At 72.6% G+C, this 23703-nt stretch carries 20 protein-coding genes and 1 pseudogene; 9 read left to right on the top strand and 12 right to left on the bottom strand.

What is annotated here, in order from left to right; translation table 11 throughout:
• Nucleotides 1-2: 2 nt before the first annotated feature.
• Nucleotides 3-707: a succinate dehydrogenase cytochrome b subunit gene (locus ABTY04_RS10190; RefSeq protein WP_352212903.1), complete on the bottom strand. Its 705-nt coding sequence runs from the start codon at nucleotides 705-707 to the stop codon at nucleotides 3-5.
• Nucleotides 708-801: 94 nt separating this feature from the next.
• Between ABTY04_RS10190 and ABTY04_RS10185 the strand changes: the two genes are divergently transcribed.
• Complete coding sequence (locus ABTY04_RS10185) at nucleotides 802-1680, top strand: LysR family transcriptional regulator (RefSeq protein WP_352212902.1); 879 nt, start codon at nucleotides 802-804, stop codon at nucleotides 1678-1680.
• Nucleotides 1681-1776: 96 nt separating this feature from the next.
• Here ABTY04_RS10185 and ABTY04_RS10180 read toward each other — a convergent pair whose 3' ends face one another.
• On the bottom strand, nucleotides 1777-2421 hold the full coding sequence (locus ABTY04_RS10180) for a TetR/AcrR family transcriptional regulator (RefSeq protein ID WP_352212901.1): 645 nt from the start codon (nucleotides 2419-2421) through the stop codon (nucleotides 1777-1779).
• A gap of 105 nt (nucleotides 2422-2526) precedes the next feature.
• On the opposite strand from ABTY04_RS10180, the gene ABTY04_RS10175 reads away from it, so the two are divergent.
• On the top strand, nucleotides 2527-3594 hold the full coding sequence (locus ABTY04_RS10175) for an FAD-dependent monooxygenase (RefSeq protein ID WP_352212900.1): 1068 nt from the start codon (nucleotides 2527-2529) through the stop codon (nucleotides 3592-3594).
• Between the two features lie 129 nt (nucleotides 3595-3723).
• Here the strand turns inward: ABTY04_RS10175 and ABTY04_RS10170 are convergent, their stop codons facing one another.
• Nucleotides 3724-5889, bottom strand: coding sequence for a putative bifunctional diguanylate cyclase/phosphodiesterase (locus tag ABTY04_RS10170; protein ID WP_352213046.1), 2166 nt, complete (start codon nucleotides 5887-5889; stop codon nucleotides 3724-3726).
• 107 nt (nucleotides 5890-5996) lie between these two features.
• Nucleotides 5997-6827 (bottom strand): SAM-dependent methyltransferase, encoded by an 831-nt coding sequence (locus ABTY04_RS10165; RefSeq protein ID WP_352212899.1) that lies wholly within the window; start codon nucleotides 6825-6827, stop codon nucleotides 5997-5999.
• An 848-nt stretch (nucleotides 6828-7675) separates the two neighbouring features.
• On the opposite strand from ABTY04_RS10165, the gene ABTY04_RS10160 reads away from it, so the two are divergent.
• The 3 genes from ABTY04_RS10160 to ABTY04_RS10150 all read left to right on the top strand — a co-directional run bounded on the left by ABTY04_RS10160 (nucleotide 7676) and on the right by ABTY04_RS10150 (nucleotide 9403).
• Nucleotides 7676-7801, top strand: coding sequence for a hypothetical protein (locus tag ABTY04_RS10160; protein WP_352212898.1), 126 nt, complete (start codon nucleotides 7676-7678; stop codon nucleotides 7799-7801).
• Nucleotides 7802-7843: 42 nt separating this feature from the next.
• Nucleotides 7844-8614, top strand: coding sequence for a bestrophin-like domain (locus tag ABTY04_RS10155; RefSeq protein ID WP_352212897.1), 771 nt, complete (start codon nucleotides 7844-7846; stop codon nucleotides 8612-8614).
• A gap of 201 nt (nucleotides 8615-8815) precedes the next feature.
• Entirely contained in the window at nucleotides 8816-9403 is a 588-nt protein-coding gene (locus tag ABTY04_RS10150) for a hypothetical protein (RefSeq protein ID WP_352212896.1), read from the top strand.
• 164 nt (nucleotides 9404-9567) lie between these two features.
• Here the strand turns inward: ABTY04_RS10150 and ABTY04_RS10145 are convergent, their stop codons facing one another.
• Nucleotides 9568-10071 carry a hypothetical protein gene (locus tag ABTY04_RS10145; RefSeq protein WP_352212895.1) on the bottom strand — a complete coding sequence of 168 codons (504 nt, stop codon included), beginning with the start codon at nucleotides 10069-10071 and terminating at the stop codon, nucleotides 9568-9570.
• Nucleotides 10072-10423: 352 nt separating this feature from the next.
• Here ABTY04_RS10145 and ABTY04_RS10140 point away from each other — a divergent pair, with 352 nt between their 5' ends.
• On the top strand, nucleotides 10424-11122 hold the full coding sequence (locus tag ABTY04_RS10140) for a class F sortase (RefSeq protein WP_352212894.1): 699 nt from the start codon (nucleotides 10424-10426) through the stop codon (nucleotides 11120-11122).
• A gap of 68 nt (nucleotides 11123-11190) precedes the next feature.
• Here ABTY04_RS10140 and ABTY04_RS10135 read toward each other — a convergent pair whose 3' ends face one another.
• Entirely contained in the window at nucleotides 11191-12123 is a 933-nt protein-coding gene (locus ABTY04_RS10135) for a polysaccharide deacetylase family protein (protein ID WP_352212893.1), read from the bottom strand.
• 70 nt (nucleotides 12124-12193) lie between these two features.
• Entirely contained in the window at nucleotides 12194-15499 is a 3306-nt protein-coding gene (lysX, locus tag ABTY04_RS10130; protein WP_352212892.1) for a bifunctional lysylphosphatidylglycerol synthetase/lysine--tRNA ligase LysX, read from the bottom strand.
• Between the two features lie 103 nt (nucleotides 15500-15602).
• On the opposite strand from lysX, the pseudogene ABTY04_RS10125 reads away from it, so the two are divergent.
• Nucleotides 15603-15713, top strand: a pseudogene (locus ABTY04_RS10125) (universal stress protein); the annotation flags it as partial.
• A 41-nt stretch (nucleotides 15714-15754) separates the two neighbouring features.
• Here the strand turns inward: ABTY04_RS10125 and ABTY04_RS10120 are convergent.
• A complete protein-coding gene (locus tag ABTY04_RS10120) occupies nucleotides 15755-16966 on the bottom strand; it encodes a CapA family protein (RefSeq protein ID WP_352212891.1) in 1212 nt (403 codons plus the stop codon).
• Between the two features lie 268 nt (nucleotides 16967-17234).
• Here ABTY04_RS10120 and ABTY04_RS10115 point away from each other — a divergent pair, with 268 nt between their 5' ends.
• Together ABTY04_RS10115 and ABTY04_RS10110 are read left to right on the top strand one after the other, a co-directional pair.
• A complete protein-coding gene (locus ABTY04_RS10115; RefSeq protein ID WP_352212890.1) occupies nucleotides 17235-17774 on the top strand; it encodes a sigma-70 family RNA polymerase sigma factor in 540 nt (179 codons plus the stop codon).
• A gap of 225 nt (nucleotides 17775-17999) precedes the next feature.
• Nucleotides 18000-18464 carry a hypothetical protein gene (locus tag ABTY04_RS10110; protein ID WP_352213045.1) on the top strand — a complete coding sequence of 155 codons (465 nt, stop codon included), beginning with the start codon at nucleotides 18000-18002 and terminating at the stop codon, nucleotides 18462-18464.
• A gap of 14 nt (nucleotides 18465-18478) precedes the next feature.
• Here the strand turns inward: ABTY04_RS10110 and ABTY04_RS10105 are convergent, their stop codons facing one another.
• From ABTY04_RS10105 to ABTY04_RS10090, 4 genes are all read right to left on the bottom strand, one after another.
• Nucleotides 18479-18886: a hypothetical protein gene (locus ABTY04_RS10105; RefSeq protein WP_352212889.1), complete on the bottom strand. Its 408-nt coding sequence runs from the start codon at nucleotides 18884-18886 to the stop codon at nucleotides 18479-18481.
• Nucleotides 18887-18912: 26 nt separating this feature from the next.
• Complete coding sequence (locus ABTY04_RS10100) at nucleotides 18913-19773, bottom strand: Fpg/Nei family DNA glycosylase (protein WP_352212888.1); 861 nt, start codon at nucleotides 19771-19773, stop codon at nucleotides 18913-18915.
• A gap of 94 nt (nucleotides 19774-19867) precedes the next feature.
• Nucleotides 19868-21931, bottom strand: a complete 2064-nt coding sequence (locus tag ABTY04_RS10095) for a SpoIIE family protein phosphatase (protein ID WP_352212887.1) — start codon at nucleotides 21929-21931, stop codon at nucleotides 19868-19870.
• A 7-nt stretch (nucleotides 21932-21938) separates the two neighbouring features.
• Nucleotides 21939-23531 carry a DUF6777 domain-containing protein gene (locus tag ABTY04_RS10090; RefSeq protein ID WP_352212886.1) on the bottom strand — a complete coding sequence of 531 codons (1593 nt, stop codon included), beginning with the start codon at nucleotides 23529-23531 and terminating at the stop codon, nucleotides 21939-21941.
• Nucleotides 23532-23703 lie beyond the last annotated feature (172 nt).

Below are 23703 nucleotides of genomic sequence, written 5' to 3'. Positions count from 1 at the left end.
GGTCAGCTCACCACTCCGGTCATGACGGCGACGGGGACGGAGACGAAGCCCGCGAAGAGGACGAGGGCGAGGGTGTTGGCAAGGAGCTTCAGTGCCCGGTCGCGCCGGGCGTTGCCGGCGCCGAGGGTCTGGGCGGCGCTCCAGAAGCCGTGCCGGACGTGCAGGGCGAGGGCGGCCATCGCCACGATGTAAATGGTGTTGCCGTACCAGGTGGAGAAGGTCGCGAGGACGTTCTGGTAGGGATGCCCGGCCCACGCGCGCTCGTTGACGGTGAGCGTGGTGAGGTCGAGCAGGTGCCAGACGATGAACAGGGCGAGGATGACGCCGCCCCAGCGCATGGTGCGGGTGGCGTAGCTCGCACGGCGGCGCTTGTGGGCGTACTTGACCGGGCGGGCCTTGATGTCCCGGCGGCTGAGCTGGTACGCGGACACGGCGTGCGCGAGGACGGCGGCGAGCAGGACCACGCGGGTTGCCCACAGGCCCCAGTGGCTGTGCAGGAAGGGCTCGCCCATGTGGCGGAGCCAGTGCGCGTACCCGTTGAACTCCCCCGGGCCGAAGAAGATCTTGAGGTTGCCGATCATGTGGACGACCAGGTATCCGAGCATGATCAGCCCGGACACCGCCATCACGGACTTCTTGCCGACGGTGGAGTCCCAGAGCGTGCGCGTGGTGGACGGCCGTCGGCCCGTCCGCGTTGCCAGAGCCATGCCACAGACGGTAGGGACCAAAGTCCCGAGAGGTCCAAGACATGATGGCGCTGATCTCGATAGGGAACACCTATGGATGGCGTACCCTGGGACGATGCAGTTCCAGCAGCTCCTGTACTTCGTGGCCGTCGCGGAGACCCGGCACTTCACCCGGGCCGCGGAGCGGGTGCACGTCGCCCAGCCGTCGCTCTCGCAGCAGATCAAGGCGCTCGAACGGGAGCTGGGGGCGGAACTGTTCAGCCGGGCGCGGGGGAACATCGCGCTCACCGACGCGGGCGAGGCGCTGTTGCCGCTGGCCCGGCGGATCCTGGCGGACGCGGACACCGCGCGGCTGGAGGTCCAGGAGTTGGCGCAGTTGCGGCGCGGGCGGGTCCGGCTGGGGGCGACGCCGAGCGTGTGCACGGGCCTGCTGCCGGATGTGCTGCGCGCCTTCCACACCGCGCATCCGGGGATCGAGCTGCTGATCGAGGAGAGCGGTTCGCTGGACCTCGTACGGGAACTCGCGCGCGGGGCCCTGGACCTGGCCCTGATCGCGCTGCCGCTGCCGCCCTCGGCTCCGGCGCTGACCACGGTGGAGCTGCTGACGGAGGACCTGGTGGTGGTCTCGTCTGCGGAGCTGCCGCCTCCGGCGGGCGGCGGCCCCCTCACCGTGTCGGCCCTGCGCGCCGAGCCGATGGTGATGTTCCGCCACGGCTACGACCTGCGGGATCTGACCGTGGCCGCGTGCCGGGCGGAGGGCTTCGAGCCGGTGTTCACGGTGGAGGGCGGGGAGATGGACGCGGTCCTGGGCTTCGTCCGCGCGGGGCTCGGCGTGGCGGTGGTCCCGGCGATGGTCGTCGACCGCGCCGGCCCGGGGCTGCGCGCCACCCCGCTGGCGGGCTCTCCACTGCGCCGCACGATCGCCCTGGCCCACCGCACGGACGTCGCTCCGCCGCGGGCGGCTCGCGAGCTGAAGCGCATCCTGCTGGGCTGAACCCCCGCCGCGTCCCTCGCGGGGCGGCGTCGGGCCGGGCAACGGCCGGGCGGCGTCGGGCCGGGCAACGGCCGGGCGGCGTCAGGCCGGGCGGCGTCAGGCCGTGGCTATGGGGAGGGCCTTGTCGAGCCCGTCGGCCAGCATCGCGAAGGCCCGGTCGGCGTCGGCCACGGCGGCCGGGTGGGCCTCGTCGGCGCTCTGGCCGGCCGCGAGCCGCCGCCAGTTCTCCCGGCCCAGCTCATGGCGCACCGCCACCAGATGGATCGCCGCCAGCCGGGCGGTGAGCGGCGGGACCGACTCGGTTTCGAGCGCGGCGGCGAGCAGCTCCACTTCCCGGTCGGTGTAGTGGGCCAGCCGCTTCTCCAGGCTGGCGGTGGTGTAGAGCAGTTGCTGGAAGGCGAGCACCTCCGGGTGGTCGCACAGCCCGGTGATCGGATTCCGCTCGGCGAGGGCGGCCAGGAAGTGCGCGTGCACCGCGCCCACCGGGGTCCGGCCGGCAGACCGGTCCCGCACGATGCGCGCGGCCTCGTCCTGATGGTCGGCGAACCGGTCGAGCACCAGGTCCTCCTTGCTCGGGAAGTACCGGAACAGGGTGGGCTTGGAGACCTCGGCCGCCGCCGCGACGTCCGCCACCGACACGGCGTCGAAGCCGCGCTCCAGGAAGAGTTCCAGCGCCGTGGCCGCCAGCTGGCGGCGCGTGCGGAGCTTCTTGTTCTCACGCAGACCCGTCGTGTTCTCCATGCGCAGAGCGTAGCACACATTCGTGACTGAGTAAATTTTGTGACTGGGTTGCTTTTTTCTTGGAGAGCCGCTTTCCTTGAGACAACGACGAGGAGAGGACATCCGATGACCGACGTACTGATCGTGGGCTCCGGCCCCACGGGACTGACCCTGGCGTGCAGCCTCTCCCTTGGCGGAGCCGCCGTGCGCGTCATCGAAGGGCGCACGGCACCGCACCGCGAATCCCGCGGCAAGGGCCTTCGGCCGGGCAGTCTCGACATCTTCGAGGAGCTCGGCGCGGCCGGGCCGCTGACGGCCGTCGGCAGCAGCGGCGTGGTCCTGCGCAAGTACTTCGACGGGGCGCACGTCAACGACACCGCCGTCGACGGCGGCCTGCTGATCGGGCAGTGGCAGATCGAGGAGGCGCTGCGCGACCGGCTCGCCGGGCTGGGCGTGCGGGTCGAGTACGGGTCCCGGCTCGCCGGAATCACCCAGGACGCGGCCGGGGTCCGCGCGGAGCTGGCGGACGGCACGGTGATCGGAGCCCGCTATCTGGCCGGGTGCGACGGCGGGCACAGCACCACCCGCAAGCTCCTCGGCATCCCCTTCGAGGGAACCGGGGAGCAGGAGCCCGCGATGGTCCTCGGGGATGTCAGGGCCCCCGGGCTCAGCAGGGACTTCTGGCACCAGTGGTTCACCTCGGAGGGCGGCGGGATACTGCTCTGCCCGATGCCGGGGACGGACTCCTTCCAGCTTCAGGCCTCGCCCGAGCAGGACGAGCAGGGCGAGCTGCAGCCGCCCTCGCTGGAGAGCTTCCAGCGGCTCTTCGACCGGTTTGCCCGGATGCCTGGGATCCGGCTCGAAGACCCCACCTGGCTCTCCGCCTGGCGGGTCAACGTCCGCATGGCCACGCGGATGCGCGAGGGCCGGGTCTTCCTCGCCGGGGACTCCGCGCACGTCCACCCGATAGCCGGCGGGCTGGGCATGAACACCGGCATCGCGGACGCGGCGGCGCTGGGCCGGACCCTGGCCGCCGCCCTCACCGGGCAGACCGGGGAGCAGGCGCTCGACGCGTACCAGGCGGAGCGGCTGCCGGTGGCCGCCGAAGTCCTGGCCGACACCGCGCGGCGGTACGAGCGGGTCGTGGCGGCCGTCCGGACCCCCGGCCGGGGGACGGAGGCCGGCCTGGACTGACCGGCGCCGCCGGGGCACCCGGGGCGGCGCTCCAGCCCGGGCAATCGGGCTCGGGCTCCGGCCCGGGCAATCGGGCTCGGGCTTGGGCTTGGGCTCCGGATCCGGCTCCCGCCGCCACGGGGGGCGACGTCAGGAAGGCGTGGGCACGGCGTCCGACAGCGAGAGGGTGTGGATGCGGTCGGGGGCGCCGGGCTTGGCGTAGTACCAGCCCTGGGCCGTGTCGCAGCCGAGGTCGCGCAGCTGGGCCGCCTGGGCGCCGGTCTCCACACCCTCGACCGTGACCGCGAGTTCGAGGCTGTGGGCCAGGGCGACGATGCCCTCCACGATCTTGACGTCGACCGGATCGGCGGGCTGCTGCTGCATCCCCTTGGTGAAGGAGCGGTCCAGCTTCAGGACGCTGACCGGGAGGCGGCGCAGGTTCGCCAGGTTCGAGTAGCCCGTGCCGAAGTCGTCGAGCGCGATGTCCACGCCGAGGGCGGCGAGTCGGCGCAGGGGTTCCAGAAGTTCGTCGTCGGCGCCGATCAGGGCCGATTCGGTGACCTCCAGACAGAGGGCGCCCGGGGCGAGGCCCGAGTTCTCCAGCACCGCGACCGTGTCAGCGACCAGGCCGGGGTGGTGCAGCTGGGTCGGCGAGAGGTTGACGTTGATCCGCAGGGCCGAGCCCCCGTGCTGGCGCTGCCAGTTGCGGGCCTGGCGGACGGCCTCCTCCAGGACCCAGCGGCCCAGCGGCACGATCAGCCCGGTCCGTTCGGCGAGCGGGATGAAGCGGTCCGGCCCGAGTACCCCGTACTGCGGGTGCGACCAGCGCACCAGCGCCTCGGCGCCGTGGACGCTGCCGTCGTGCATGTGGACCAGCGGCTGGTACTCGATGAAGAACTCGCCGCGCTCCAGGGCCGCCGGGAGGGCGTTCGTCAGGCCGTGCCGGGTGATGGCACGGGCGTCGGCCTCGGCGTCGGCGAACTCGAAGCGGTTGCCGCCGGCCGCCTTGGCCCGGTACATGGTGATGTCGGCGCTGCGCAGCACCTCCGCCGCGGTGCGCTCGCGGGCCGGCCCCTCCACGATGCCGATGCTGCCGCGGACCGACAGCTCGCGGCCCTCGATCCGGATGGGGACCGACAGGGCGGACAGGATCCGGACGGCGAGTTCGGTCACCTTCTCCTCGGTGTCCGAGCCGGTGGTCAGTGCCACGAACTCGTCCCCGCCGAGTCGTGCGACGACCTCGCCGGGGCCCGTCGCGCAGCTCTGCAGCCGGTCGGCGACCTCCACCAGGAGCCGGTCGCCCGCCGAGTGGCCGAGGCTGTCGTTGACCGCCTTGAACCCGTCGAGGTCCAGGTAGCAGAGGCCGAAGCGGCTGCCCCCGGCGCCGCTCAGGGCCTTCTCCAGGCGTTCGAAGAACAGCGTCCGGTTCGGCAGCCCGGTCAGGGCGTCATGGGTGGCCTCGTAGCGGAGCCGCAGGTTCAGCAGCCGGCGCTCGGTGGTGTCCTCCATCAGGGCCAGCTGGTACTGGGGCACGCCCTCGGCGTCGCGGAGCAGCGACACCGTCAGGTTGGTCCACAGCACCGTCCCGTCGTGGCGGTAGTACGGCTTCTCCACTCGGTAGCTCTCGCGCTCGCCGCGCACGAGTTCGCCGTACATCCGCCAGACGTGCGGGGCGTCGTCGGGGTGGCCCCACTCGCTGACGTTGCGGCCCCGGACGTGCCCGCCCATCCCGCCGAACATCTGGAGCAGCGCGTCGTTGACTTCGAGGACGTTGCCTTCGAGGTCGGCGATGCCGATGCCGACGGCCGCGCCCTCGAAGACCGCCCGGAAGCGCTCCTCGCTCGCGTGCAGGGCCTGCTGGGCGTCGATGCGGGCGGTCAGTGCGGAGCGGGCGATCGCCTCCTGCTCCCTGAGGGTGCGCTCGCGCAGGGCGCGGGCGAATCCCGCCGCGATCCCGTGCTGGAGCCGGGCGCAGCGGGACCGGTACTCCTCGGTGCCCTCCACGCCGACGCCGTCGGGGCCGCAGTAGAGCACGAGGTACGACTCGACCACGCCGAGCGTGCCGGCCAGCGCCTCCGGGTCGGTGCAGTGCACGGCGACGAGCTCGGCACCCACCCGCTGGGCGACGCCCGCGTCGAAGGGCCGGGCGTGCAGGGCCTCGGCGAGGGTCCGGGCGAGCGGGATGAGGTGCTGTTCGAATTCGACGCGGGTCAGCGAGGTCGCGGTGACGGGGAAGATCGCCCGTCCCCAGATGGTCGCGAAGCGCCCGATCCGGTCCTCCAGCCCGCTCCGCAGCGCGGCAGGACCCGCCGACAGGCCCGCCGGAGCCGACGGGCCTGTGAGCGCCGCCGGGGGCTCTGCTCCCTGCGCGGGCTGTGCGTTCTTCGGGGTCGGTGTGCCGGAGGGCACCGCGGCCGGGGATCTCACGCCTTGCGTCCCACTCCGCCGAAGCCCGAGAACGCGTACGGGTCCTCGGGCGCCTCGCCGTCCTCCGGGTCCTCGGTGCCCTCGGGCTGCCACAGCGGCATCGACACGACACCGGGATCGACCAGCTCGAACCCTTCGAAGAAGCGGGTGATCTGCTCGCCGCTGCGCATCACGAGCGGGTTGCGGATGTCCCGGTAGACGCCGACCGTTCCGGCGGCGACCTCCCGGGAGAGCGGGATCCCTTCGTAGGAGGCGTGCGTGAGCACCAGGAGGCTGCCGGGGGCCAGCGCGTCGCGCAGCTCGGCGACGGCGGCGTACGGGTCGTCCGCGTCTTCCAGGAAGTGCAGGACGGCGACGAGCAGCAGGGCGACGGGGCGTTCGAGGTCGAGCAGCCGCGAAACCTCGGGGGCGGCCAGGATGTCGCGCGGCTTGCGCAGGTCGGCGGCGACGATGCCGGTGCGGTCGTCGCCGGCCAGGACGGCGCGGCTGTGCGCGACGGCCACCGGGTCGTGGTCCACGTAGACCACGCGGGCCTCGGGGTCGGCGGCCTGGGCGATCTCGTGGACGTTGCCGAAGGTGGGGATGCCGGAGCCGATGTCGAGGAACTGGGTGACGCCCCGGGCCACGGAGTAGCGGACGGCACGGCGCATGAAGGCCCGGTTCGCCTGCATGATCTTGGGCAGGCCCGGCAGGAATTCCATGGCGCGGCGGGCGGCCTGTCGGTCGACCTCGAAGTTGTGGGAGCCGCCCAGGTAGTAGTCGTAGATGCGGGACACGCTCGGCACCGATATGTCGATACCTGGCGGGGCCCAGGAGGGGCGCTCCATCGGGGTCTCCAAGCCGTAGTCCTGCGCGGTCGTCCGGGATCGGACGCCTGTCCGAGCCGAATGTACTGATCATTGCCCAACGGAGCGAGCAAAAGCGGAAATTGGTGATCCGTTCTTCATCACACACCAAAGGCCCCCACGGCCCCTCCCGCAGCGAATGACCGAAACCGACAAGTCGCTTTTGGGAATGCGCAGGTACATGACCGGACGGCTTCGCTCCGTGGCTCAAACCTCTACGGTCTTCCCTCCACCCGTTCAGGCGAACCACGGCCGAGCGCCGCGTACGCGAGCGCATGTGAGCCCATGCTCCCCGGGTGAACAGAGCCTGTACCAGACGCCTGCTGGTGGTCCCGGTCCTGCTGTGGGCGGCACTGTCCGTCACGCCGGCCGTGGCTGATAGCTGCGCCTACGCGACGATCGACGCCGCAGACGGCGCGGGCGCCGTCGGGCTGGTCGCGGCCGCCGGAAGCGGCGCGGCCGAAAGCGGCCGGGGTGGCGGACATCACGGCGACGGCGCTCCCGGTGCCCGGGGCAGCGGCCGCGGAGGCGAGCACGGCAACGGCCACGGGGGCCACCACGGTGGCGCCTGGCACGGCGGACACCACTGCCCGCCGCCTCCGCCGCCGTGCCCGCCGAAGCCGGTCCCCACCCCGACCCCGCCGCCCAAGCCGCCCCCGAAGCCGGCTCCGCCCTCCGCCCCGGCACCCCCGCCCGCTCCGCGGCCGAAGCCCACGCCGCCCGCTCCGGCCCCGCCGAAACCGGTACCTGCGCCGCCCGTCCAGGTGAAGGCGCCGGCCCCGGAAGTGACCCCGCCGCCCCCTCCCCCGCCTCCGGCCCCGAAGAAGCCGGTGGCCAGGCCGGCCTACCGCACGGCCGCCGCCAAGCCGGTCGAGCACCACATCTCACCGGTGACCTTCACCTTGATGACCGCGGCTCCCGCGGTGCTCGCGATCGTCGCGCTGCGCCCGCGTTAGCCCCGCCCCGCACACCCTCCTCGTGACCGATTGGGAGTCATCTTGTCGGAATGGCTCGTCCTGTCCCTCGCGATGGCAGCGGCCTGCGCCGTGGTGCTGTCCATCGCCTCCTTCAACCACCGGCGGATCGGCGAGGACGACGATCCGAGCGAGACCCCGGACGTCATCGAGTACATGACGATGATGATCGGCGTGATCTACGCGATCGTGCTGGGCCTGGCGATCGCCGGCGTCTGGGAGGGCCGCGGAGCCGCCCAGGAATACGTGCGCCAGGAGGCGCAGGCCCTGCACGAGATCAGCGTCCGCTCCGAGGTCTACCCGGCCGAGGTCCGCAAGAAGATCCGGTCCGACGTCGACACGTACGTGACGTACGTGGTGGACACGGAGTGGAAGGAGATGGCCGACCACGGCGATCTGACCGATCGCAGCGGGGAGCTGCTGGAGCGCATCCGCCGGGACGTGACGGACTACGAGCCGCAGACCGACCACGAGGGGCAGGCGTACCAGCCCCTGGTGGACCAGGTCGCGCTGGTGGACGACGCGCGCAGTGCCCGCGGGCAGAGCGCGGGAGCGACGATGCCCGGGGTGGTGTGGTTCGGGCTGATCACCGGGGCGCTGGTGACGGTGGGCCTGGTCTTCACCCTGCAGATCCGCCGCTCGTTCCGGGAGCTGCTGCTGGCCGGGCTCTTCAGCGCGCTGATCGCCTTCCTGCTGTTCCTGATCTGGGACTTCGACGCGCCGTTCGGGCGGGGCATCGCGGCGACCGCCGAGCCCTTCCTCGCGCAGTTCCCGCATCTGCCCCTCGGTGACTGAGGCACCGCGGTGCCCCGCCGGTGCACGGCAAACCGGGGACGGGCCTCCCGTCCCCGGTTCGGCCTACCCCCGTGCCCCATTCGCCCGTTTCTGATCGCGGGTCACCGCGCCCGCACCTAGCGTGGCGGACATCGAGGCGCACGACCTCCCACGTGCGGAAACCGTTCCGCGGCTGCTCCTCGGGGATCCGGAGAACCAACCATGGGTGCGATAGGTACCAACGCCACAGCCCTGCTGAGCGCCGGCGCCACGGGCGCCGTACTCGCGCTCGGCCTCCTCGGCACGCCCTCCGCGACCGCGGCCGAGGCCCAGCCCGTCCCCTCGTTCGGCTTCGCGATCACCCCGTCGACGGTCGCCCCGGGCGGGCAGACGGTGCTCTCCGTGACCGGCTGCAACGCCGCCTACGCCACCGCCTCATCCGGAGTCTTCGACACCGTGAGCATCGCGCGCGGCCAGACCGCGCGGGTGACCGTGGACCGCGACGCCCGGCGCGGAGCCGTGTATTCCGTTTCCTTCACATGCAACGGGGAGAACGGTTCAGCCGACCTCACCATCACCGGCGGCACCACCCGGCCCACGACCAGCTCCACCTCGACCTCGGCGGCCGTCCCCGGCGCCTCGACCTCGACGGCCTCCCAGGGTGCCCTGCTCGGTGTCCGCGGCGGTCTGGGCGGCAGCGTGGCCGGGATGGACGCCAGGGAGCTCGGGGCGGGCGCCGCGCTGTTCCTCGCGGCCGCGGGCGGTACGGCGTACGCGCTCCGCCGCCGCCGTTCCGCGCGCGGCCACTGACCGCCCTCCACTGACCGCCCTCAGCGGACCGGCCCCTCCCGAAGGGCACACTGCCCACACCGCACACACCGGCACCACAGAGCACCGACCGCCGGTCGCCCCGAGTCCTGGCCGAGGATTCGGGGCGACCGGCGGTTCCCGGGCCGTGACCGGGCAGGCGGCCGTCAGGACCGCCCGCGCAGCGGACGGCGCCGGCGCACCACGTGGACGCCCGCGCCCAGGGCCGCGGTGCCGACGAGTCCGGCCCCGATGGCGGTCTCGGCGGTGGACGGGCCGAACGAGCCGCCGACGCCGCCCTGTGCGCCGTTTCCCTGGAGGATCGTGAACCGGTGCGTGGCGACCAGGCTGTTGTCGTGGCACTTGACCGACAGCGTGTGGTTGCCGGGCGAGGCGTGGTTGAAGATCCGGACTGTGGCGAACCCGATGGCTCCGGCCGACAGGGTCGTCTGCGGAAAGTTGCCCGCCGACCAGACCGTGCCGCCGCGGTTGCAGCCGGCCGCGCTGACCTGCATCGTCGAGCCCTGGTGCACGGAGTACGGGTTGACCGTGACGTTGCTCGGCCCGTTGCCGTTGCGGTCGCCCGTCGGGTTCGCGGAGGCGAACGGGGTACTGAGTCCGACGGCGGCGCAAGCCGCCGCGGCCACGGTGAGGGCGCGGAGAACACGCATGGTGGAACCTCCAGTGGGAAACGCCCCGGAGCGGTCGCCCGGGAAGATCGACGAGAACGCCTCCCACGTCGAACCCTCGGGGCGGCTCGCAACCAGCGCATTTCCGGCTTTGGGCCGCAAGGTTGAGCGACACGCCGAGGCACGCCCGGTTCTGCTGACGGATCCGCAGGTCACGACCCGTCAGTCATTTATGTGACAAATACCTGGATGGGCGCACCCCTTCCGGCCCCGCCACCCGTTCGCCCTTCACCGATCGCCGTCTTGCGCACGCAGCCTTAGCGTGCGTGAGGAAGGGCGTACAGGGGTGGGACAAGAACACGGGTCGGGACCCCCGTGTCGGGAAGGGAGAGCCATGACCGAGGACGAGAGCGAGCAGCCACCGAGAAGACGATCCCCCTGGGGCGTGCTCGCGCTGGTCATGCTCAGCGGCCTCGCCATGATGCGCAACGGAGCGGACATCGGCGACGGGCCTCCGCAGCCGACCGCCGCGGCGGCGGTCGCAGTGCCTGCCGAGCAGCTGCCGGCCGAGCCGCCGCCCCAGGGTGAACAGCCGATGCAGCAGCAGGCCGAACCGCCTGCGGAGGTGGAACCGCTGGAGCACTCGTCGGTCCAGCGCGTCCGGATCCCCAACATCAAGGTGGACGCGCCGGTGATAACGGTCGGGCTGGACGCAAAGGGCTGGATCGAAGCCCCGCCGCCGCAGGACCCGAATCTGGCCGGCTGGTACCTGAACGGCATCTCGCCGGGCCAGCGCGGCTCGGCGGTGATCGTGGGCCACGTCGACAACGCGCGTGGCCCGGCCGTGTTCTACGGCCTGGGTTCGCTGCGCAAGGGCAACCACATCGAGGTGGAGCGGTACGACGGACGCACGGCGGTGTTCGAGGTGTACGGCGTGGAGGTCTTCTCGAAGGAGACCTTCCCCGGAGCCCGGGTGTACGGGGACACCGGGCACGCGGAGCTCCGGGTGATCACCTGCGGCGGCGGCTACTCCAAGGCCCGGGGCTACGACGGCAACGTGGTCGTCTTCGCCCGGATGGTGGGGGCCCGCTGAGCGACGGCACACCGACGCCGGACCTCGCAGGCCGGCGCCGCTCCGCCCCGCCGAGGGAGACGTCCTGCTCAGCGGGGCGCAAGTGCGGGCAGCGTCATCCGGTAGCCCCGGGCGAGGAGTTGGGGCAGGTAGGTGCTCACCGCCGTGACGCTCTGCGAACGGTCGCCGCCGGCGTCGTGGTTCAGGACGATCACGCCGGGGGCCGCGCCCTTGAGGACGCGCGAGACGATCGCGGTGGTGCCCGGCTCGGTCCAGTCCAGGGAGTCCACCGTCCAGGCGAGCGGCTCCATGCCCAGCTCCGCCCCGATCTCGAACGCGGCCCGGTTCCACGCCCCGTACGGCGCCCGGAACCACAGCGGCGCCTCCCCCACCGCCTGCTGTACGACCTCGCTCGTGCGGCCGATCTCGGAGGCGAGGTCGGGCCGGCTGAGCCTGGGGATGAGCGGATGGGTCCAGGTGTGGTTGCCGATGACATGGCCCTCGTCGGCCATCCGGCGCAGCAGGTCCCGGTTGTCCGTGGCCATCTCCCCGCAGACGAAGAACATGGCGCGGACGTCGTACCGGGCCAGGGTGTCGAGGATGGCAGGGGTGTAGCGGGGGTCGGGCCCGTCGTCGAAGGTGAGCGCCATGGCGCTCGCCGTGCTTGCGTCGGGGGGCAGTTCCAGGATGGGCCGGGTCCGTACGGCGGGCTTCGCGGCGGGCGGGCGCAGCGGGGCCTCGGCGGTCATGGGGCTCAGCCGGTACGCCCCTTGCCCGGGTGCCTGCGGCCGCAGGGCGCGGACGCCGCCCGGTCCGGCGGCTCCGCCGGGTCCCGGCTGACCTGCCGCGGATCCGGTGCCGGGAAGAGTGCCGAGGCCCGCGCCGGGCGCACCGCCCGCCGCGCTCTGGCCCGGCGCGCCGGTCTCGCCTCCGGTGAGCAGTCCTGAGGCCGCGGCGATTCCGAGGAAGACGGCGGTACGCAGGAGCACGCGTCGCCCTACTGTCGGCTCGTCATTTTTCATTATTACTACGTATCAACGACATCCCCGCGGATGTCGAGAGGCGCGAACGGTCCGCCTTCCCCTCACCCGATCAGCCGCGCCGCACCAGCGGGAACGGCAGCGTCTCGCGGATCGTCAGGCCCGTGAGGAACATGATCAGCCGGTCGACGCCGATGCCCAGACCGCCGGTCGGGGGCATCGCGTACTCCAGAGCGTCCAGGAAGTCGTCGTCGAGTTCCATCGCCTCCGGGTCGCCGCCGGCCGCGAGCAGCGACTGCGCGGTGAGCCGGCGCCGCTGTTCCACCGGGTCGGTCAGCTCCGAGTAGGCGGTGCCCAGTTCGGTCCCGAAGGCGACCAGGTCCCACCGTTCGGCGAGGCGCGGGTCCTTGCGGTGCTGCCGGGTCAGCGGGGAGACGTCGGTGGGGAAGTCCTTGTAGAAGGTCGGCAGCTTGGTCTTCTCCTCCACCAGCCGCTCGTACATCTCCAGCACCACGTCACCGCGCGTGTCCTCGGGGGCGTGCGGGACCGAGGCGCGGTCGCACAGCCGCCGCAGCACGTGCTCCTCGGTGTCGGCGTCGACCTCTTCGCCGAGCGCCTCGCTGATGGCCCCGTACATCGTCTTGACCGGCCAGATCCCGGAGATGTCGTGGACGACGAGCTTCCCGTCGGGTCCGGCCTTGTGGGCGACCGGCGAGCCGAAGGCGGCGGTCGCGGCGCCCTGGACCAGCTCGCGCGTGAGGTCGAGCATCACGTCGTAGTCGGCGAAGGCCTGGTAGGCCTCCAGCATCGTGAACTCGGGGTTGTGCTTGTAGGAGACGCCCTCGTTGCGGAAGGTGCGGCCCATCTCGAAGACCTTCTCCAGGCCGCCGACGCACAGCCGCTTCAGGTACAGCTCGGGCGCGATGCGCAGGTACAGGTCGAGGTCGTAGGCGTTGATGTGGGTACGGAAGGGCCGGGCGTTGGCGCCGCCGTGGATCTGCTGGAGCATCGGGGTCTCGACCTCAAGGTAGCCGCGGTCGAGCAGCCCCTGGCGCAGGGCCTGGACCGCCGTGGAGCGGGCCCGTACGACGTCCCGTGCCTCGGGGCTCGCGACCAGGTCGAGGTAGCGGCGCCGGACCCGGGCCTCGGGGTCGGCGAGGCCCTTGCGCTTGTCGGGGAGCGGGCGCAGGCATTTGCCGGTGAGCTGCCAGGAGGAGACCACGAGCGACGGCTCTGCGCTGCGACTGGCGCCGATCTCACCGCTCGCGACCACGTGGTCGCCGAAGTCGACCTGGGAGGTGAAGGAGTCCAGGACCCCTGCGCCCGTCTCGTCGCGCGTGAGCATCAGCTGTATGTCCCCCGACCAGTCGCGCAGGACGGCGAAGACCACGCCGCCGAGGTCGCGTACGAGCATCACCCGGCCGGCGAGGGTGGCCCGTTCGCCGGAGCGGGCGCCGGCAGGGTGCTCGGGCTGGGCGGCCAGCAGCGCGGCCACGGTATGCGTGCGCTGCGGGATGCCGACCGGGTACGGGTCGGTGCCGGCCGCCCGGATCCGCTCCATCTTGTCGTGGCGGACGCGGACCTGTTCCGGCAGCCGCTCGGCCCGCACCGCCCCTTCGGCCTCCTCCCCTACGAGGTGCAGGCCGAGGGAGTCGATGGCGGGCAGCCCCTCGGTGCTTGCGGGTGCGGTGAGCCCCTTGGCGTGGCCGTTGCCCCACAGCTTGCGCAGGCTGGGTACGGAGACGAAGCCCTCGGCGATGCCGGAGGCGAGGCTGACCCGGGCGAGCGAGCCGGCGTCCTGGTAGCAGAGGAACCGCGGGTACCACTCGGGCCCGTACTTGACGTTCGAGCGGTACAGGGCCTCCAGCTGCCACCAGCGGGAGAAGAACAGCAGCAGTTTGCGCCACAGCTTCAGGACCGGGCCGGCGCCGATGCGGCCGCCCTCCTCGAAGGCGGAGCGGAAGACGGCGAAGTTGAGGGAGATCCGGCGCACGCCCAGGCCGGGGGCGGCGGCGCACAGCTGGGCGACCATGAACTCCATGACGCCGTTGGGGGCGGTGCGGTCGCGGCGCATCAGGTCCAGGGAGATGCCGTCCTTGCCCCAGGGGACGAAGGAGAGCAGGGCGATCAGTTCGCCCTGCTCGTCGAAGGCCTCGACGAGCAGGCAGTCGCCGTCGGCGGGGTCTCCGAGCCGGTCCAGGGCCATGGAGAACCCGCGCTCCGTCTCGGTGTCGCGCCAGCGGTCGGCGCGGTCGACGATGCGCTGCATCTCGTCCTCGGAGAGGGCGGAGTGGCGGCGGATGACGGTGGTGGCTCCGGTGCGTTTGACGCGGTTGACGGCCTGGCGGGTGACGCGCATGTCGCGGCCGTCGAGGTCGAAGTGGGCGACGTGCAGGATCGCTTCGTCGCCGAGCTGGAGGGCGCCGAGTCCGGAGCGGGCGTACGCGGTGGCGCCGTCCTCGGAGGCTCCCATCACGGCGGGCTGCCAGCCGTAGCGGCGGGCGACCCCGAGCCAGGCGTCGATGGCGGGGGTCCAGGCGGCGGGGTCGCCGACCGGGTCGCCGCTGGCGAGGCAGACGCCGGCCTCGACCCGGTAGGTGACGCCCGCCTTGCCGTTGGGGGCGAAGACGACGGCCTTGTCGCGCCGGGTGGCGAAGTAGCCCAGGGAGTCGCTGCGTCCGTACGCCCCGAGCAGGGCGCGGATGCGGGGCTCCTCGTCCCCGTGCAGGGCGGCGGTCAGCCGCTGCGAGCGGAAGAGCGTCGAGGCGGCGTTCAGCAGGGCGAGGGCACCGAAGAGGCCGAGGAAGAAGTACAGCGGGCGGGGCGGGTGGCCGTCGAACTGCCGGGGCGAGACGAGGCCGCCGAAGACCTGCCGGGCGGCCCAGTCCAGCCACTGCCCCTTGGGCAGGGTGCCGGGGAACAGGGCGACCAGGCCCCAGCCGAGGAGCACGGCGGCGAGCAGGCCGAGGCCCAGGACGAGCAGGGCGCGCCAGAAGGCGCCGGGCCGGGAGGCGGCGTAGAACTCCCTGCGGGCGGCGATCAGGACCCCGATGGCGGCGACGGCGAGGGCCATGGACGGGCCGCCGACCCAGTAGTACTCGTCGGCGATGATCAGGAGGTCGGCCAGGATGAGCAGGGCCAGATAGGTGACGACGATCCACCAGGCGACCTTCTTGCGGGTGCCGAGGGCGGCGGCGAGCAGGAACAGGAAGACGGCATAGGCCAGGTTGGCGCTGACGGGCACCACGATCTCGTCGAGGAAGCGCACGACGTGTCGCAGGAGGTGCCGCAGCGTCGGGGAGAGCGCCAGTACGGCGCACAGCAGGCCGAGCGCTCCGAAGAACGCGGCGAATGCGTCGGGGACCCGGTTGAGGAAGCGGTTCCGGGTGCCCCTGGTCTCCTCCACGGTGGCACTCATGGTTCGCACTGTAGGGAGGCCCGCGCCGCTGCGCGCGCCGAGGCGCATGACCTCGGGAGGGTGGCCGAGCACGTGAACACGGGATTCGAACGCGGTACGGACGGCCCCAGCGGTGGTGGTCGGCGCCTCCGAGCAGGCCTGGCACCGGATCGTCGGCTCGGTGGCGGTCCGCCCGGTCAAGGCGGGCCGGTGGCCCGTCACGGTGGTGCCGTAACGGGCCGGGCGGACGGGCCTGGCGGTCGGGCCGGCCGTGGGCTACTTGGCCATCGTCAGGCCGTCCCTGGCCGCGCCTCGGCCGAGGACGGCTTCGCTGACGGCGTCCCGAGCCGTCTCGTAGGCCTCGTGGCCGGGTTCCTCGGCCAGGGCTGCGGGCAGGTTGACGACCTTGCCGGAGGACAGGTCCATCATCTGGGGGATGAACTCGGCCTTGGTGACCTGCCAGCGCTGTCCGGCGGCGGCGGGCGGGGCGAAGGTGAAGCGGCCGATCGAGCCGTAGTTGCCGCGCATGTCCCGCGCTCCCGAGTAGTTGAACATCTCGCCGGCGACCTGGTCGCCCATGCCGTAGACGATCCACGTCCCGTTGACCTTCTCGTAGGCCTGCGGGATGTGCGCGTGCGTGCCCAGGATCATGTCGATGTCGGGGCGTCCGCCGGTCTGCGAGGCCGTCAGCGCCTTGCCGAGCGACAGCTGCTTCTCGTCCGGCTCGGTCTGCCATTCCGTACCCCAGTGCAGGCTGACCAGGACCACGTCCGCGCCCGCCTTCCGGGCGGCCCGCGCATCCGCGATGATCTCGTCCTTCTCCATCAGGTTGACGGCCCAGGGCCGGCCCTCCGGCATCGGGTAGCCGTTCGTGTCGTACGTGTACGCCAGGTGCGCGACCTTCGCGGAGCCCGCCGTGTACATGGTCGGCGTGGCCGCCTCGGCGGCCGTACGGGCCGAACCGGCGTGCTTCAGACCGGCCTTGTCGAACTTGTCGAGGGTGCGCTTCAGGCCTTCCGTCCCGGCGTCCAGGGTGTGGTTCGAGGCCGTGGAGCAGCCGTCGTACCCGGCGTCCGCCAGCCCGTCGGCCACCTCGGGCGGGGACTGGAAGGCCGGGTAGCCGGTGAACGGCCCGCCGTCCTCCCCGTACACGGTCTCCATGTGGCAGATGGCCAGGTCGGCCGCCGACACCACCGGCTTGACCAGGGAGAACATCGGCTTGAAGTCGTGGCCGTCGCCGCCCGCGTCGGCTGCCGCCCGCTGGATGACCGAATCGTGCGGCAGCACGTCACCGGTCGCGACCAGGGTGAAGCCCTTCGCGCCGCCGGCCGGGGCCGAGTGGGGCCCGGTACCGGTGGACGGCGCCGGGGCAGGGGAGTTGCCGAGGCGGGCCGGCGCGGGCTTCTTGCCGGCGGAACAGCCCGCGGCGGCCGCCGCCAGCAGGACAGCCGACAGGAGCGCGAGGGCCTGCCGGGTGTGCTTGGTCATCTGAGTCAGCTCTCATTGGTAGGACTATCCGATCATCTGTATTCCAAAGCGATTGGCATCACCAGTCGGAGGGCCTGACTCCGGTCACGCCCGGCCTCACGCCCGGCAGCCGTTCGCCGCGCCGTTCGACCGTTCACCGCCGGGCGCGGCCGCCCACCGGATGACCGGGGTGCTTGGGCGCAACGGCGGGACCGGACGGTTCCCGGGGCGCTCCGTGCAGGTGAGGGTGGGTCCGTCGGAGCCGAACGGACCCAGGAAGGAGCGCCTCGTGCCCCTCTCCCCCACCCTCCAGCGCACGGACCCCGAGGCGCTTGCCGAACTCCAGCGCGACCACGGGCGGGCCCTGTTCGGCTTCCTGCTCGGCCTCACGGCCGGGGACTCCCAGCGTGCCGAAGACCTCGTACAGGAGACCCTGGTCCGCGCGTGGCAGCACCCGGAGGTGCTGGAGAGCGCCCACGAGTCCATGCGGCCCTGGCTGTTCACGGTGGCGCGGCGCCTGGCGATCGACGCCCGCCGGGCCCGGCTGTCGCGGCCGCAGGAGGTGGACCCGGAGGGACTGGAGCAGGCGCCCGCACCCGAGGACGCGGTGGCCGGCTCGGACATTGCGATCGACGTCCGGCGGGCCGTGGGCTCGCTCGGTCCGGAGCACCGCGAGGTGCTGATGCAGGTCTACTTCCAGGACCGCTCGGTGGCCGAGGCAGCGGCAGAGCTCGGGATTCCGACAGGAACGGTCAAATCCCGTACGTACTACGCCCTTCGCGCCCTGAAAAAGGGACTCCAAGGATACGGATACGGCCTCGGCGCCTGAACATCAGAGGGAATCACTCAGCGAACGAACCGAACACGCGCGGATCGGACACAATACGCATCGAAATCGGCCTCAGAGCGTTCAAGTTGGGTAAACATCCCCCGATCCGCGAGTCGCTCGGTGAAGGCTCATGGCTGACGACGGGAAGCTCGACGCGCGGGAGAAGGTGGAACGGTGCAGCCCGAGGGTACGAACGGCACCAGTGACGGCGGGCTCGCGGTGCCCATGGCATGGCTCTACGCGGAGTACATCGCCGACGAACTGCTGCGCACGGGCCGGCTGATCCCGGTCAGTACCCTGGAGTTCCGCGCCGGGCGGGACACGCTCGCGCTGACGATCTACCTCTCCGACGCGGCCGGCGAACTCTCCGGGATCCGGGTGGTCTCGCAGCTCGACGAATGGCTGTCGCTGACGGCGTACGGGCACCCCTGGCGCGACTGGGTGCACACCCGGTTCCTCGCACTGGGCGAGGAGGCCAGGGAGCGCGGCCGCGGCGAGGACCCGGACCTCGAACTGGCCCGCGCGGCCTGGCGCTGGCTGGACCGCACCGAACTGTTCGCCACCAACCTCGACCCGGGCCGGCCCGACCACGACGACACCCCGCCCGGCCTGGACGAGAACGCACGGGTGTGGACCCCGGCCTGGCAGCTCGGCCTGCCGCTGGGCCACTTGGCGATGCACCTGTTCTGACGCGGGCTCCGGGGTCAGACGGACCGGCGGGGACCCGGCGCCTCCGCCGGATCCATTACCAGGCCGGTGAAATCGGCCTCGTTGCGCTCGGCCCGGGTGACGTACCACCGGGCGATCAGCCACATCACCGGGTACACCACCAGGCCGAGGGCCACCCAGACCAGCGGGCCCGACGCGGAGCGCGGCAGCGCGAACAGCACCGGCAGCGTCCCGACGAGCAGCGCGAGCGCGCCCAGCGCACCCAGCCCGGCCCGGAGTTGGCTGCGCATCAGGGCCCGGACATAGGTCGCGCCCAGCGTGGTCTGCTCGGAGATCTCCGAACGGGCCGGGGTGTGCGCGGGCGGGCGGCGACGGGCACCGCGGGGCACGCCCGTGACGATCTCCCGCCGGGGCGGCGACGGCGGCTGGTGCTGCTCGGACATGGGGCCGGAGTCTACGCAGGGGAACGTCATTTGAGGAGACGGGACAGCCTCCGGTCGGCGAGCGGCTTGCCACCGGTCTGGCAGGTCGGGCAGTACTGGAGCGAGGAGTCGGCGAACGACACCGAACGGACCGTGTCCCCGCACACCGGGCACGGCTCCCCGTCCCGGCCGTGCACCCGCAGCCCGCTCTTCTTCTCGGCCTTGAGGTTCCCGGCGGCCACGCCGTGCGCCCGTTCGACGGCCTCGCGCAGGGTCCGCCGGACGGCCTCGTACAGGTGGGTGACCTGCTCCTCGTCGAAGGAGGCGGCCAGTTTGAAGGGCGAGACCTTCGCCGCGTGCAGGATCTCGTCGCTGTACGCGTTCCCGATCCCCGCGATGACGCCCTGATCGCGCAGCACCCCCTTGATCTGCCGCCGCTCCCCCGCCAGGAGCGCGGCGAACGCGTCCCGGTCGAACCCGTCGGCGAGCGGGTCGGGGCCGAGACGGGCGATGCCGGGCACCTCCAGCGGGTCGCGGACGACGTACACGGCGAGGCGCTTCTGGGTGCCGGCCTCGGTGAGGTCGAAGCCGCCGCCGCCCTCCAGGACGACGCGCAGGGCCAGCGGGCCCTTGCCGGGGCGCGGCGGCCGGTCGGGCAGGGTGTCCTGCCAGCGGAGCCAGCCGGCCCGGGCCAGATGGGTGACGAGGTGGAGTTCGCCGATCCGCAGCGCGAGGAACTTGCCGTGGCGGGCGGTGGCCCCGGCCGGCTGCCCTTCGAGGGCGGTGAGCGGGGGAGCGTACGTCTTCAGCACGCTGACGGCGAGCGGGAGGACGCGCTCCACCACCCGCCCGGCGAGGTGCTCGTCGAGGAACTCCCTCAGGGCCTCGACCTCCGGCAGCTCGGGCATGCCCCCAGCGTGCCGCGCGGGCGCCGCCCCGGCGACCCGGGGCGGGGGGCCGCGTCGCTGCCGGGCTCGCGGCCACGGGCCTCGGCCGGGCCGGTCAGGACATCACGAACTCGCACCAGACGCACTTGCCGCTGCCCCGCGACTCCACTCCCCAGACGTCCGCAAGGCGGTCCACCAGCATCAGGCCGCGGCCCGAGACGCCGGCGTCGCCCGCCTCGCGGCGGCGCGGCAGTGCGCTGGAGCGGTCCTCGACCTCCACGCGGAGTCTGCGCTGCGGGCCCGCCAGGACCCGGAGGGTCACGATCGCCGGGCCGTCCGTGTGCATCAGCGCGTTCACGATGAGCTCGTCCGCAACGAGCTCGATCTCGTCGGCCCGCTCCCGCGCGCCCCATGACCGCACCGCCGCGCCGATCATGTGGCGGGCCGCGACCAGGGCTTCCGGGTCTCCCTGGGCCACGTGCTGCTGGAGGCGGCCGCCGCCCTGCGGGACGTCCTTCACCTGGCGGCGCAGCAGGAGCAGCGCCATGTCGTCGTCTCCGCCCCGCTCGTCGATCACCCCGCAGAGCCGGTCCGCCAGCCGCGGCAGGTCCGCCGGTCCGCTTCGGATCAGCGAGGTGAGCAGCTGGATCCCGTCGTCGAGGTCCGCCCCGGGGTGTTCCACGAGGCCGTCCGTGCACAGCAGGATCGTCTCGCCCTGGTCCAGTTCCACGGTGGTCACCGGGTACTCCAGGCGGCCGAACTCGGCCGACAGGCTCAGCGGCATCCCGCCCTCCACGGGCAGCCTCCGGCAGTCCCCCTCGCGGGTGCGCAGCAGCGGGTCGATGTGCCCGGCGCGGACCACTTGCAGCACACCCGTGGAGAGGTCGGCCTGCACGTACGTGCACGTCGCGAAGCGGTCGGTGTCCAGCTCGTGCAGGAAGACGGAGGCCCGGGCCATGACGGTGCCCGGGGAGTGCCCTTCGGCGGCGTACGCGCGCAGCACGATCCGCAGCTGGCCCATGACCGCGGCCGCGTGCGTGTCGTGGCCCTGGACGTCGCCGATGACCGCCCCGACCCGGCCTCCCGGCAGGGGGATGACGTCGTACCAGTCGCCGCCGATGTCCCGGCCCATCCGGGCGGAGCGGTACCGTACGGCGATCTCCGCGCCCGGCACCGACGGGATGCGGCGCGGGAGCATCGCCTGCTGGAGGCCTTCCGCCAGGTCGTGCTCCTGCTCCAGCAGCATGGCGCGCTGGAGGCTCTGCGCGATGCTGCTGCCCAGTGCGACCAGCAGGTTCCGCTCGTCCTGGGTGAAGCCGTCCTTGTCCTGGTAGAGCAGTCCGATCGCGCCGATCGGGCGGGCCTGGGCGATCAGCGGCAGGTAGGCGGCCGCCGAAATGTCCATGGACGAGATCTTCGACCAGAGCTCGGGGTACCCCTCGGCGAATTCCTGCGCGGTGTCGAGGAAGCGCGGCTGCAGCGAGCGGACGACCTCGCTCATCGGGTACGGCTCGTCGATCCGGGTGAAGCGGGTGCCGGGTACGAAACTGCCCTCCGGCCCCTCCGCCACGAGGTGGATCCGCCCGGCTTCGACCAGGCCCATCACCATGCCCATGGAGCCGAGCCGCTCCAGGCCGTGGGCGTCGCCGATGACGTCGATGACGTCCTGCACGGTCCGGGCGTGCGCGAGGGCGGCGGTGGTGCTCTCGACCACCGAGGTCTGGCGGCGCCGCTCCTCGTCGAGGCCGAGGCGCTCCGCCGAGTGGCTGAGCTCGTCGGTGGCGTCGCGGACGATGCCGATGATCCGGAAGGGGCGGCCGTCGGGGCCGCGCATGACGCGGCCCTGCGTGTGGGTCCAGCGCAGCAGGCCGTCCCGGCAGCGGATCCGGAAGTAGGCGCCGTAGTTGTCGTCGCCGCCCTTGAGAGCGCTGGAGACGAGGGCGTCGAGCCTCGTCGCCTCGGCGACCGGGACGCGTGGGGAGAGGGACTCGGGGTGTCCGTCGTACTCCTCGGGCGTCGTGTCGAACACGTCGAGGGCCGCTGCGTCCATGTGCATGAGACCGGTGACCAGGTCCCAGTCGAAACTTCCCATGCGGTTCAGCGACAGCGACCGGTCCGGGTGTGCGGGCCAGTCGTCCGGCAGCGATACGGTGGTCGGCACCGATCCACCATGACACACGGGCCGCTCAGGCGCTCTCCAAGTACCGGACGGGATCCGAGGGCGGCTGCTGCCGGCCCGGGACAGTGAACGGGTCGTCCAGGGTGAACGGGTCGTCCGGGGCGTGCGGGCCGTCGGGGGCGTGCGGGGTGAACGGGTCATCCGGAGCGTGCGAGCCGTCCGGGGCATGCGGGGTGAACGGGTCATCCGGAGTGTGCGAGCCGTCGGGGACGTGCGGGGTGAGCGGACCGTCCGGGGTGAGCGAGCCGTCCGGGGCGCGCGGGGTGAACGGGTCATCCGGAGCGTGCGAGCCGTCCGGGGCATGCGGGGTGAACGGGTCGTCCAGGGCGCGCGAGCCGTCGGGGGCGTGGGGGTCGCCCGTGTCGGACGGCAGCGGCGTCAGAGCGTCGGGCGCCGGCGGGAGCCCCGGGGCGGCCGGGCCCTGCGGGGACTGGTCGGCGAGGGAGTCCGGCGGGAGGTCGCCCGACGGGTTCGCGGGCGCGTCCGACCGCGGAGGCACGGGCGGGTTCGCGGGCGCGTCCGACCGCGGAGGCACGCGCGGTCGCCCGGGCCGCTGCGGGGCGGAGGGCGCGGGCTTGGCCGGCTGGGCCTGCCGGTCCGGGGCGCTCTGCACCGGCACGCAGTCCGTGGCCTCGGGGGCCGGAACCCCGAGGGGGCCGCCCGGCGGCTTCGGCGGGGCCGGCGGTGCGGTCCGGGCCGGGTTGTTCGTCCCGGCGTTCGCGCCGGCGTCCGTCTCGGGCGGAGCGCAGGGCTCGGCCGGGGAGGCCCCGGGCCGGGTCGCGTGGCCGGTGGGGATGCCTTGCGCGGGGTCGTACGCGGGCACCGCCTGCGGGGTGCGGTCCTGGGCGCCGTCGTCGCCGGTCTTGCGTTCGAGCCAGGTGTTGTCGGTGGTGTTGACGATGACCAGGCTCTTGATCGCGTGCGGGGTCGGTTCGATGACGATGACCTGGTGGGGCTGGTAGCCGCTCCACTTGTCGCCCTTGAGCGCCGGTGAGCCCTTGGGGGCGCGCGGCGCGAGCAGCGGATTTCCGCAGGCGCACCGGACCCGGGGCATTCCGTGGTCGTCGACGAGGACGGCGGTGCCGGCCTGGAGCACGGACTGGAAGCCCTCCGCGCGGCCGTCGCGGAAGGAGTGGTTGGTGACCCGGGTGTCGGCGCGGAGCACGACCGGGGTGAGGCCGCGCAGGAACTCGGGGATCTTGGCCGTCTCGACGGAGGCTGCCTGGGCGAAGGCCTTGGCCTTGGTGCCGTCCTCGGTGAGGGCGCGCAACTGCGCCTCCACGTCGCAGCTGCTCAGCCGCTGGGTGCCGCCGTAGAGGCCGGGGGTGGCCGCGTTGACGGTGCGGATGCCCTGGCCGGTCGGATTGGGCAGAGAGGGCTGCGCGGGGGCGGACTCTCCGATGGCGGAGGTGGCGGTGAAGGGGTCGGGGCCGGCCGCGGCGACGGGCTGGAGCAGGACCTCCTGACTCTCGGGGCCGGCCGTGCTCGCGGGTTCTTCGGAGGCTCCGCAGGCCGCGGCGAGCAGACCGAGGAGCGTGAAGAGGGCGGCGCGGGCCGGTGCATGACGGCGCGGAGTCTGACGAGGTGTCGGTACGTGCACGTGAATCTCCCTTTCGCCCCGGTTGCTCCCTCTTGTCTGCCGTATCCGCGGGAAGGCCGCAACCGGAGCGCCGGGACGAAGTCGGACTGCGACCCGAGCCGTCTTGAACATGTTCAAGGAACCTCGTAAGGTCACCATCGCGAGTTGAACGCGTTCAAAGCGTTCGGCCGCA

It is taken from the genome of Streptomyces sp. NPDC097981 (genome assembly GCF_040302565.1).
Classification (GTDB): Bacteria; Actinomycetota; Actinomycetes; order Streptomycetales; family Streptomycetaceae; genus Streptomyces.
The sequence above is the reverse complement of the archived record's forward strand: the minus strand, read 5'-3'. Positions and strand labels throughout refer to the sequence as shown.